At 36.9% G+C, this 13,128-nt stretch carries 5 protein-coding genes; all 5 read left to right on the top strand.

The features are described from left to right. Nucleotides 1-30: 30 nt before the first annotated feature. The 5 genes from RH40_RS12315 to RH40_RS12335 all read left to right on the top strand — a co-directional run bounded on the left by RH40_RS12315 (nucleotide 31) and on the right by RH40_RS12335 (nucleotide 13,107). Entirely contained in the window at nucleotides 31-6,336 is a 6,306-nt protein-coding gene (locus RH40_RS12315; RefSeq protein ID WP_206536093.1) for a non-ribosomal peptide synthetase, read from the top strand. Between the two features lie 30 nt (nucleotides 6,337-6,366). Further along, nucleotides 6,367-9,480: an amino acid adenylation domain-containing protein gene (locus RH40_RS12320; protein ID WP_009601852.1), complete on the top strand. Its 3,114-nt coding sequence runs from the start codon at nucleotides 6,367-6,369 to the stop codon at nucleotides 9,478-9,480. Between the two features lie 194 nt (nucleotides 9,481-9,674). Further along, entirely contained in the window at nucleotides 9,675-11,018 is a 1,344-nt protein-coding gene (locus tag RH40_RS12325; protein ID WP_009601853.1) for an aminotransferase family protein, read from the top strand. 91 nt (nucleotides 11,019-11,109) lie between these two features. Further along, a complete protein-coding gene (locus RH40_RS12330) occupies nucleotides 11,110-12,381 on the top strand; it encodes an MFS transporter (RefSeq protein ID WP_009601854.1) in 1,272 nt (423 codons plus the stop codon). Between the two features lie 255 nt (nucleotides 12,382-12,636). Beyond that, a complete protein-coding gene (locus tag RH40_RS12335) occupies nucleotides 12,637-13,107 on the top strand; it encodes a thioesterase family protein (RefSeq protein WP_009601855.1) in 471 nt (156 codons plus the stop codon). Nucleotides 13,108-13,128: the final 21 nt, after the last annotated feature.

Here is a 13,128-nt window from a genome sequence, read left to right on the forward strand (position 1 = left end):
ATCGACCCTGCGTTAACAGTAATAGACCTGTTGGACAAGCAAGTTTCAAAGTTTCCTGAAAAGCTAGCAGCATGTGATAAAAGCGGAAGCATCTCCTATCAAAACCTAGACTCATTATCCAATCAATTCGGTCGACTACTGCGGAAAAACGCGGGCATTGAGGTAGACAAAATTGCAGCGATTCTAATGAATAGATCTATACCTATGCTGGTATCTATCACGTCTTTATGGAAAGCTGGTGGTGGTTACGTTCCTATTGACCCAAGCTGGCCCGTAGAGCGTCAGGTCAATCTAATCAAGAGCTCGGGCGCTGGAGTTGTCATAACGACTCGCAACATTATGAGTGAAGAGCTTATTGAGAAGCTGGGGAATGATGTTCAGATATTGTTTTACGAAGAAGAGACAGAGAAGTTTAAATTCGAGAGCAGTCAAAGCCTAGACAGAAGTTATGTATCTACTAGTGGTATCTCTTGTGTTTTCTTCACATCCGGCTCTACAGGGCAGCCAAAAGGTGCCGCAGTGGAGCATGGCGGCATGCTTAACCACCTATTAGCCAAAATTGATGTATTAGAAATGGAAGAAGGTTGTCGTATATCGCAGAACTCTTCTCAGTGCTTTGATATTTCGGTTTGGCAGTTTTTCTCTCCTATTATTGTAGGCGGGACGACATATATTTATGAGAAAGATGTAATAGGATACCCTAAAAAATTTATTGAGCAGTTAGAAAAGGATAAAATAACGGTAGTTGAAGTAGTACCATCCTACTTAACCGAAATGCTTTCCATAATTAATATCGAAGGTAATAAATTAGAAAACCTTAAATATATTATGTTGACGGGTGAGCCGATTACACCAGAGCTGGTAGGCAAGTGGTTCGAAGTATTCCATCATATCCCAATGATCAATGCTTATGGTGCGACGGAGACCTCTGATGATATCACTCATTTTAAAATGGTTCGTCCACTAAAAGGAAAAAATGTCCCCGTTGGATATCCAATAAGAAATAGTAGAATCTATATTGTAGATGAGAATATGAATCGGTGTCCTATTGGAGGCCTCGGAGAGATCTGTGTTTCTGGTATAGCCGTTGGTAGAGGGTATATAAATAACCCAGAAAAAACAAAAGAGAACTTTCTAAAAAATAAATTCATAGATATTGAAGAAAGGTTCTATCGTATGGGAGATATCGGGAGGTGGACCTGCGATGGCCTAGTAGAGTGTATGGGTAGAGTCGATGAACAAGTAAAGATACGAGGTCATCGTATTGAACTGGGAGAGATAAGAAGTCATATACTTAGGGAAAATGATATTAAAGACGTAGTTGTGATTGATTATAGAGCCAATGATCAAACAGAACTTGTCGCTTTTCTGATTTCAGAATCGCTATTGAGTCAAGAGGTGATTGAAAAAGGATTAAGGAAACGCTTGCCGAGTTATATGATTCCTTCTCAGTATGTCTTACTAGAACATTTTCCTCTAAACTCAAATGGGAAAATTGATAAAAAGGAACTATACAAAAAAATTGAAGCTATAAAGAGTGACGATTTGGCATATGTAGAGCCCGAAACAAAAATTGAGGAATCCTTACAAGAAATCTGGCAAAAAATTCTTGGTAGACCTAAAGTTGGCGTTCTAGATAATTTTTACTCAATTGGTGGGAATTCTATAAAGGCAGCTAGTATTGTTTATAATATAAAGTCGTTATTGAATATTGATGTCACACTAAGGCAGATTTTTGAACAACCAAATATAAGAGATTTGGCTAAGCTATTGGAGCAATCCAACCCATTTACGGAAGTGAAATTCTCTCCGGTCCCTGAAATGTCGAGCTACCCAACATCTAGTTCTCAAAAGCGGATGTGGCTTGATTGGATGATGGATCCAGGCTCTTCAAAAGAAACAATGCAGTTCGCATATAAATTGGAAGGTGAAATTAACTCTAATATTCTAGAGAAATCCTTGAAGCACCTTGTTGATAGGCATGAAATTCTTAGAACAGCATTTATTAACTTAGACGGTAACCCGCGGCAAAAAGTATATATACCTTGCGATATTGATTTTTCGCTGAAAAAGGTGGTAGTTGAAGAGGGTAGTGATAGCACCTTTAGCGAAACCGAAAAGCTTATCAAACAGGACCTAGACGAACCATTCGAACTTACCAAACCAAGTATGTTTAGAGCATACTTAATTACCAGCGGTGTAGAAAGCTACATACTGCTTTCGCTGCACCATTCAATATGTGATGGTTGGTCAATAAATGTTCTACTTCAAGAGTTAGTTACAATCTATGATGCATATAGCTCAGGAGTAAAAATAGAATTACCCGAGTTGGATATTCAGTATAAAGAGTTTTCAGCTTGGCAGGAGTCACAGCTTGATCGTGACTATATGGCCTTACAGAAGAAGTTTTGGATGGAGAATTTAAAGAGTGCTCCACAGCCTCTGAAAATTAATGTTGGCAATAGCAGGCCAAAAGAAAGGACATATAATGGGGATTTCCACCAATTTTCTTTAGGAACAAATGTATCTGATGCTTTGAGTGATTCATTAGTTGAACAGAATGCCACACTATTTATGTGGTTACTTTCAGTTTTAAATGTACTTTGTTTTAAATATAGCTCAGAAAGAGACATTACCATAGGTGCTCCTGTTTCAGGTCGGCAACATATCGAACTTACTAATCAGATAGGGTGTTATGTAAATACTCTTGCGCTCCGGACAAAATTCGACGCCGAAGACACATTTTCCGATCTACTGGAAAATGTAAAAAAAGTGGCCATGAAGTCTTATGAAAATCAAGATTATCCATTTGAAAAAATTATAGGCGATCTGAACATAATTAGAGACCCTTCAAGTTCTCCGTTATTCAATATAATGCTCGTACTACAAAACACTGTAGAATGTGGCGATATACAAAGTGATAAATTGAAGTTAAACGAAATTTCGGTACCCCTTAAAACCAGTAAGTTCGATTTATGCTTTCACTTTAAACAAACATCTAGCGATATAGAGTGTCAAATAGAGTTCAATACGGATATATTTGATAAGTTTCAAATTATAGAAATGGCAAAGTGTCTGAAAATTATTGCCATTTCTGTATCTCAAGAAACAAAAACTAAAATTTGTGAAATTCCTGTTTTCCATGATGTAGATATTGTCAACGAAGAGCAAAGCAAGCTCTTTTCATTAAATATTATTGACCTATTTGAAGAACAGGTTGAACAAACTCCCAAAGAAGTAGCAGTTTATTTGGAAAATAGTAAGGTTACATATGCAGAGTTGTCTTCTTATGTGAACATGCTTACTGATCATCTAATACATGATAAAGGAGTACAACCCAATGACACAGTAGCAGTTCTCCTTCCTCGATCTATTGAAATGATAATATCTATGCTGGCTATTATGAAAGCTGGGGCTTCTTACGTGCCAATCTCTATTGATCATCCTAAGTCAAGAAAGGTTAAGTTAATTGAATCTACGGATTCTGGATTAGTAATAACTAAAAGCAACTTGAGCATTGCAAAGAGCGGTGTAGATATTTTAGAGCTAACCGATTTGTCTGATTGGAATAATAAATTTAGAAAGATAGATAGTTTATCTAATCGCGCTGATGGCTCATCCCTAGCATATGTGATGTTTACATCTGGGACAACCGGAGAGCCTAAAGCAGTAATGATCACTCACGAATCTATATGCAACACTCTAACTTGGAGAAGAGACTACTATAACCTTGATCAAAATGATAATAGCTTGCAAATTCCTGCTTATACATTTGATAGCTCTGTAGAAGATATTTTCACTCCACTTATTTCAGGGGCTTCTTTAGTTTTACTTCCGCAAGATAAGAGTACAGATCTAATTTATATTGGTTCACAGATTGAGCAAAAAAGAGTGACTACATTATTAGTAACTCCTTCTCTATATAAGTTAATACTAGATGAGATCCATTATTCTTTAACCAGTGTAAGATTCATTGTAATTGCGGGTGAAACTTTTAACGAAAATTTGGTAAGAGATCATTACTCTCGTGTAGAGCATATCGATCTGGTAAACGAGTATGGACCAACCGAAAACTCGGTTTGTTCAACCGTAAAACGGTTAGATAAAGAGTCAAAAATTACATTAGGGCATCCTATTACTAACGTAGGAGTTGATTTGTTCGATGAATGGCTTCAGCCTGTACCAGTAGGAGTGAAAGGTGAAATATATCTTCGAGGTGCAGGTCTATCGAAAGGCTATATGAATGACCCCGAGCAAACAGAAAGCCGCTTTATTAATCATCCTAGTCTGCCTGGTACATTAATGTATAGAACAGGCGATTTCGCTCGGCAGTCGGAAAATGGGGAACTTATCTTTATTGGTAGAGAAGACGACCAATTTAAGATTAATGGAATTAGAATAGAAAGCTCAGAAATAGAAAAAGCCTTACTTTCTCACCCTGATGTAAGTCAATGTGTTTTAAAGCTGATGAAAGGAGAGTCTTCGATTGACTATTTACTTGCATACATTACTGCTAAGGCTCCAATTTCTACTAGTACACTCAGAAAATATTTAGCCGAAATTTTACCCAATATTATGGTCCCTAAGGACTTCGTGTTTTTAGACAAGCTGCCGCTTACCGCAACTGGTAAAGTTGATAAAGCGTCTTTACCTAAGCATAGCTTAACCATTGAAAATAAAGTTATAAATCGACCAAAGTCTAGAACTGAGTTGGAGTTAGCTAAAATATGGTGTGAAATATTAGAGAAAGATGAAGTATATGCTTCCGATGACTTTTTCGAAGTTGGAGGAGACTCGTTAAAAGCTGTTGAGTTATTAGCAAAAATCCAAAAGAAATTTCACGTTATCATTTCCTTGAGGCAAATATTTTCAAATGAACGTCTAAGTGAACTAGCCAACTTATTAGATAAGAGTGAAAAGGATGCATTAGAAGATATTGGAGTGCTATCAGGCCGCAGAGAGTATGATCTATCGCCGAATCAAATGAGATTCTGGATACTGGAGCAATATCAAAGTGAACAGGTTTCTCATAACATAACAGGCACGATTCACTTTAGCGATCTTGAATTAAATGCTTTTAAATCAGCATATATAGCGCTTATAGAGCGTCATGAGAGTCTTAGAACTATCTTCCCACAAGTAGATGGTAGAGCTTTACAGAGGGTTGTCCCTATTGTGTCAACTCATACAGAGTTAGAAGTTACGTATTTAAAGGGAGGCGGTGACCATGCTGAGGAGCTCCAAAAGTTAATCATTGAAGCTGAGGTAACCCCATTCTCTTTGGAAAAAGGTCCTCTTATAAGAGGACGGATCTTGGTTTCTGACCAAATAGGTTCAATTTTTATCTATACAGTTCATCACATAGTCGCAGATGGCTGGTCAATAACTAATATGATTAACGATCTCGAAGAATTGTACTCCTGCTTCGAGAATGGTAATGGTAAAACTGTTAATGACCTCCAGATTCAATATATTGATTATACATCCTGGCTAAAGGGAAAAATGACGGGTGATAGATTAACTGAGCATAAAAATTTCTGGCTAAAAACATTAAATGATGTGAATACGACACTTGACCTAAAATATGATAAACCTAGGCCACGAATAAAGACATTTAATGGAGATAGTTTAAATTTCTCTCTTTCTAAAGAATTAAGTGACGACTTGAATAGAATATGCCGAGAACAAGGAGCAACCTTGTTCATGGTTTTACTCTCACTGGTTAATATTTTAATATCTAAAAGAACGGGTCAAAACGATATAATTTTAGGAACGGAAAGTGCCGGAAGGGAGCACCCTCAACTGAAATCTCAAATTGGTTTATATTTAAATTTAATCGCCTTGAGGAATAAAGTATATGCTGGTGAGGTATTTACAAATTTCTTAGATGAAGTAAAAAGAAGTACTTTGGATGCATTAGAATACCAGCATTACCCCGTGGAAAATATCGTTGATGACTTAGGCTTAAAGCGAGATCCATCGCGATTAGCGCTATTCGATGTTACTGTTTTACTACAAAATTTTGATAGCAAACTAGGTTTTGGCGATTTTTCAGAATCTCACTCAATGAACAAAACAAGCAAGTTCGATCTGACTTTTGAGTTTATTGAAGATACAAATGGGATAAGTGGTTCTCTAGAATATAATACTGATCTATTTGAGTATCAAACCATAGAGTTAATTAAACAAAATTTCTTAATATTAAGCAGTCTAGTTGCTGAAAATCCGATGGTAAGTATTGAAACGCTCATGAAAAGTTTACAAGAAGCCGGAAGTGTATCAGATGATGACGACTTTCTTCGAGATATGTACGCTCTTGAAAGTTTCGAGCTTTAATTTAAGCCTTAGTTTCTAGGAATCATTAACATGAGTATTAATATCGTTCATAAAGCTTTCGAGTGTAAAGCCAAGGAAAACCCGAATAATATAGCGGTAATAGACGACTATTGTAGTATTACCTACAGTGAGCTTAATTCGTTAACGAGTAAATTCGCTGTGGCGATTTGTAACCTATTATTAGAAAACCAATCAGTTGTAGGAGTGACTTTACAACCAAGCTGTCGTCAGATAGTGAGTATGCTTTCGGTATTCAAATCATGTAATACGTACATGCCAATAGATTTGACATTTCCAGATGAAAGAATCAAGCAAATGTTCAATGAAACTTTAGCTACTACTCTGATAATCGAGCGAACGCAACTGGAAGATGTCATAAATAAAATTGAGAAGTTGGACTTACCCGTTAAAAAGTTAATCTATATTGATGAGAATAATGATTATGGTGCATATATAAAAAGTGAGCAAGGGTGGTTGACCAGGGACCTAGTAACCCAACTATCGGCTTTCTCTGCAGAAAAGAAAAGTGGACCAAATGACTCAGCATACATATATTATACTTCTGGAAGCACGGGAAAAGGAAAAGCTATATTAGGAAATCATAAGGGAGTTGCGAACTATATAAACTGGTTAATTCAAGAGTTTTCTATTGACTCGAGTTTTAATATTCCAAACTTATCAAAAACTACATTTGACGCTTCTTTAAAAGAGTATTGGATGGCTTTATGTTCTGGTGCCACTTTGTACATTCCTCCATTATGTGCAAAGAGTAATATGATTGAACTAATGAAGTGGTTAAAGACAAATAACATAACTACCGTACAAAATGTTCCTTCTATCTTTCGGTTACTATCTAAAGCCTGTAAAGATCTAGGTTATACATCTTCTGACTTACCTAATATGAGGCATATTTTTCTATATGGTGAGCCATTGTATTGTAAAGATATAATACTTTGGAGGGAGCAATTAGGGAGTGATATTGAAATCATAAATATGTTTGGGACTACAGAAACAGCAATATTAGATACTTTTCATAGGGTAAATCACGTTTCTGAACAACCTGAAGATATACTACATGTAGGCCGTCCGATAGACCATACAATGGTAATCATTCTAAATTCAAATAATCTACTATGTCGAGTTGGGGAAAAGGGATTCATTTATATCAAATCTCCTTTCATGACTAAAGGTTATCTAGATCAAGACTTAAATCGAGACTCATTCGTTCAGAATCCTCTAATCAAAGATCGTAAGGACATTGTTTATAAGACCGGTGATATAGGGAGGTACCTTGAAGGGAGGGTAGTAGAGGTCCTCGGTAGAGCGGACAGACAAGTGAAAGTTAATGGCGTAAGAGTCGAACTAAATGAAGTAGAGCAAGCTCTTATTAGTATCGAAGGTATAGGTGATGTGGCTGTAACTTCTCCAAGAAATAGCAGAGGCGAAGTTGAAATAGTTTGCTATCATACAGGTGATTTAAAATCTGATGAAATTAGAAATGAGCTATCGTTAATAATAAATAAGGAGCTTATTCCTTCATTTTTTATTAAAATGGACTCCTTGCCGCTCAATAACAATGGAAAAACCGATAGAAATAGGTTACCACCGCCTCGGCAGTTACTTTCTGATGCAGAGGTAAGTAAGCTTAATGAACTAGAGGAAAAAATAAAATCATTCTTTGTCGATATAACAGGCTTTTCTAATGTTAATAAAATTACCTCCTTCTTAGATATAGGTGGGAACTCCATAAAAATTATGGATCTAATTTCTCGTGTATATAGAGAGTTCGGTGTAAATGTTAACTTTAGGGAGGTTTTAGAAAACAGCTCAATATATAAACTTAGTGCATTAGTTGAGAGTAAATGCAAGGCAGGTGTTAAACAGGAACAAGTGGAAATATACAGTTCTAGTTATCGACTTTCCTATGGACAACTTAATTTCTTTTCGAACCACCGCTATATTGAAGACACTATTGTTGGATTGCAGGAGTTTAATGGTGAAGTTGATGCTGGTAAGTTAACAGATGTTTTGAATATGTTTATTGATACTCAAGAAAATTTAAGGAGCGTATTTTCCCTTTCCGGCAAGAATAGCTCTCGGAATATATTGCTAAATGCACCATCTAGACTTGAGTTGACTAGGGTCGGCGCTATCTCACCAAAGGATTATGAAGGTGTAGTCAGGAGCCTTTGTTTAGAGTCTTCAAAAAAGTCGTTTGATTTGAGTGTTTGGCCTCAGTTCGAATTTATTTTAGTGGAGTCGAGCAATGAATCATGCCTCATATTCGTCGCTCACCACATATTGGCGGACGCATCTTCAATAAGAGAGATACTTGCGGGGGTAAAGGGAAGATACCGCTCTTTAGCAACGGAACCATCAAATAACGCTTCCAATTCGGCAGCTCATTATAAGGAGTTTTGCCAATGGCAACATCAGTACTTGAGCACGAATTCTTATATAGAATCGCATAACTACTGGAAAGATAAAATTGCAAGCATTAAACCATTCACGTTGCCGCGATACTTGACTAAGCAGTGCTCTAACTCTGGTTTTGCTTCGCTGTCAATATTTTTAGATGGGGACTTGAAACGTAAAGCAAAGATTTTAGCCCGAGATTATGGAACAACAGAGTTTTGTATCTACCTCACGTCACTTTTTATTAGTCTTGCTACATTTACAAAAGAAGAAAATATCGTGCTTGCTATACCAGTTTCATTGCGCGAACCAGAGCACAAAAACGTACTTGGCTTGTATAGTAATATATTGTTGTTAGCGGCCAATATTTCTATTGACGAAACTTTTGATGAATCTTTACGCAAGGTCTTTCAAGACTTCTCGAATGTACTCGAGCACAAACGTTTTCCATTAGAGTGCATACTTGAGGAGTATGAAAAAAAATTCACCTCTACACTTGTTAATATGCACTCATTAGAGGATGAGAAATTAGATAGCCCCATAGAATCTATTATCAAATACAATGAAGAAGAAACCCCATTTGGAAATGACTTATCATGTGTATTCCTGCAGTACTCAAACTGTACTGTATTTAGGCTATCTTACAATAAAGATCTATATTCTCGAGAGGTTGTCGAGGGTTTTGCTAATAATTATATGAAAGTTTTAGAAAGTCCAAAGATCGATTAAGATTATCGACTAGCGGATGTTCTGCTATAAATTTGAACATTTCCAAGATTCTTTTAAACATAAATCTAGAAGATATTAATAGGGATTTATAATAAATCGCTAATATGTCTTAGCGACTATCATAAAAAATATATTTTTTATGAGTAATTATCTTGTAAATATTTACCAAACTATTAATTGTATCGGAGTAATTGATGAAGAAGGACTTATTACGCTCTATGGTTATTTGCCCAGATTGGCAGTTAGATTATCCAAAGCTGACTCATGGAAAAGGGTGTTATTTATTTGACGATACAGGGAGAAAATATCTGGATGCTGCTGCATCAAGCTCTTCAGTAGCAAATTTGGGATATGGTGTTTCAGAATACGGAGAAAGTATCAAAAAACAGTTAGATAAACTTCCTGTATTCCCTACGCACAGATTTTATCATGAAGAGGTTGAAGACTATTTAGGAAAGCTTTTGGAATTCTCTGGCCCCGATTTTACAAAAGCTTGGACTGCTATGAGTGGCACAGAAGGTGTAGAGAATGCATTAAAAGTAGCACTTCAGTATCATCAGTTAACCGGAAACTCGAGTAAGTATAAAATTATTTCTAGGCAATCAACCTATCATGGAAGCTCTGTTTTTACGCTGGATGTTGGAGGAATGAAGTGGCGACGCGAATCTTATAAACCGTGGCTGAATAACTTTCCTCATATCAGCCCCGCTTATAGCTATCGTCGCAATGAGAAAGAAAGTGAGGAGAGCTTTTTCCAGCGAGTTGCCAACGAGTTAGAGGCTCAAATATTGAAGGAGGGACCAGAAACAGTCGCGGCTTTTATTGTCGAACCAGTGGTTGCAGCAGCACTAGGAGCCGTTCCAGCAAACGACGAATACTTTAAAAGAGTACGTGAAATATGTGACAAATATAATGTTCTACTTATAGCTGATGAGATCCTCACAGGTTTTGGAAGATTAGGTTATCACTTTGGTATGGAACACTATAAAGTTAAACCGGACATTATGGCGTGCGGAAAGGGAATCAGTGGTGGCTATTTTCCGCTATCTGCCGTGGTACTTAGCCATAAAGTTGCTGATGCGTTTGAAGATAATCAAATGAATTACCTAGGAGGGCACACATTCGCGTGTAATCCTGTTGGCGCAGTTGCAGGAAAAGTTACCATCGATTACATGAAGAAGCATAGAGTGGTTGAAAACTCTTACGAAATTGGTCGGTATTTCAATGATAAGTTAGCAGAGTTAGCTTATCTGGATATCGTCGGTGATACACGAGGCGTGGGTTTACTATCTGGTATAGAATTCGTTAAAGATAAAACTACAAAGCAACCTTTTTCTCGTGAATTAAATATAGGCTACAAGATATCGGAATATTGCTTCACCAAGGGAGTAATATTATATCCAGGCAAGGGCTCTTATGATGGTATATTGGGGGACCACATTATGATGTCACCTCCACTAATTATCGAACGCCATCAGGTAGATACAATTGTCGAGGTTCTTGAAGAAGGCATCAAGCATGTCCAAGAAAATTTATAATAATGCCAAATTAATATTAGATGTTAATAACAAATGAAAAAATTGACAATATAATTGTTGGCTTTAATTGTTGTGTTAAATAGGGATGAAAATGGTTCGTGTTAATATAAGAAATATATACATATTAAATCAATCACTGCAGTGGTTTATGGTAGGCTTAATCTTACCAGTTTTGACCGTTCTTCAAGTCGAGAAAGGTTTGGAACTATTTGAAGTGGGTATTGTAATGGGCGTTTACTCCGCTTTCATTATATTGTTAGAGCTTCCAACAGGCGGTTTGGCTGATACCATTGGGCGTAAAAAGGTATTTCTTCTTTCTCTTGTGTTTATGTTTGCTTCTTTCCTAGGGATGTTAATTTCTCAGGAGTTTTGGCATTATGTAGTCTCATTCGCGTTCTTTGGAGTTAGCCGATCATTATCATCTGGTACTATCGATGCATGGTTTGTAGATGAGTTTGAAAAAAAATATCCAGATGGTAACTTGCAGGAAACTCTTGCTAAGGTGGGTATATTTATCACGCTATCACTTGGGGTTGCTTCATTAGTAGGTGGTTACATACCGATGTCAAGTTTAAGTCTTGGTATCTCAGGTATGGAAGGTTTTGACATATACTCTCTTAATTTAATCGTTGCTCTTTTTTTTGTGTTGTGTCAAGCCGTCTTAACGTTGGTGTTAGTCAAAGAAGAGCGTACATTTGAACAACAGGAGCAGGGTATATTATCAGGCCTTAAAGAGTTCCCCTCCGTCATATCAACTTCAATTAACTATGGACTCAAAAACCGTCTAGTCTTTTTATTAATCATCGCGTCATGTGTTTGGTGCTTTAGCCTTTCAGGTGTAGAGATGCTGTGGCAACCTAAGGCTAAGGAGCTTGCAGGTGCAGAATTTCAAACAAGCATATTGGGTATTCTAGGCGCGGGTTACTTTTTTGCCGGAGCATTCGGAAGCTATATTTCGATACCGCTTTGTAGATTCTTCAAAAATGACTATGCATTTGTGCTGTTTATAATGCGACTCCTAATGGGAACTGTCTTAGTCGTTATGGCACTTTCAACAACACAGGCTGGTTTTGCAATCGTATACTGGGTATTTTTCCTAATTAATGGTGTAAAAGACTCCCCTCATGCGAGTATATATAATGAAGCGATCCCTTCCGAAAGGCGTTCTACTATGTTGTCTTTTGAATCTTTTGTGATGCAAATCGGAGGGTTAGCTGGATCAGTGCTGCTTGGCTACATGGCAAATTACTTCTCAATTGGATATGCCTGGATATTTACCGGCGCACTTATCGTTGCATCATCATTTTTATATCTCGGAGTACGAAGGCAAAGGCAACTATTTGCCGACGAACTAAGCAAGTAGATGAATTGTAAATAACCTTAAAATGGAAGGATTTCTCAGTGTATGGCTTTGTATAAATAGAGTGTGGACTTGAACTTATTGGCCCACTACCCAAAGAGATAACAGAGAGCCTTCTTTTCTTTAGGAATAGGATTAATGTGCAAAATTTAAGGTGTATTTGAGAAATACACAAAACTTAACCAACTACACATCACTTGGTTGATTGCGGGATGAGGGAATATACAACCATGCGATTCTTCTTGAAAGTGTGCGTATATGGTTTTTAATAATTTAATTGGGCATTTAAAAATAATGAAAAAACTAGAAGTCGGTATGTGTTACTCATACACTTATCAAGTACCTTTAAATAAAACTGTTCCTTATCAATTCCCAGAGGTAGAGGAGCTTCAGGTTATGCCAGAAGTTTTCACATCAGGATTTATGATAGGGATGTTTGAATTTGTATGCGTCAAAGCGTTAAAACCGTTCTTAAATTGGCCTAGCCAACAAAGCGTAGGAGTAGGCTTTAACCTAACCCACATTTCTCCAACGCCCCCTGACTTTACTATAAAGGTCGATATTGAACTGGTTGAAATGAAGAAAAATCGATTGCGATTCAAGATTATTGCGCATGATGGTGTTGACGTTATATCTGAGGGTGTTCATGATAGGCATATTATAAATTGCGCTAACTTCAATAAAAAAATATTAAAAAAGTTAAGCATGATGAAGTGCTTAGAAAAATAAACCATACGGGTGGATAGGTAT

This window comes from Vibrio caribbeanicus ATCC BAA-2122 (assembly GCF_000165125.1).
Classification (GTDB): Bacteria; Pseudomonadota; Gammaproteobacteria; order Enterobacterales; family Vibrionaceae; genus Vibrio; species Vibrio caribbeanicus.

Coding starts and splice junctions, on each gene's coding strand:
- RH40_RS12320 (WP_009601852.1), top strand. CDS start 6,367: ATGAGTATTAATATCGTTCATAAAGCTTTCGAGTGTAAAGCCAAGGAA.
- RH40_RS12325 (WP_009601853.1), top strand. CDS start 9,675: ATGAAGAAGGACTTATTACGCTCTATGGTTATTTGCCCAGATTGGCAG.
- RH40_RS12330 (WP_009601854.1), top strand. CDS start 11,110: ATGGTTCGTGTTAATATAAGAAATATATACATATTAAATCAATCACTG.
- RH40_RS12335 (WP_009601855.1), top strand. CDS start 12,637: ATGGTTTTTAATAATTTAATTGGGCATTTAAAAATAATGAAAAAACTA.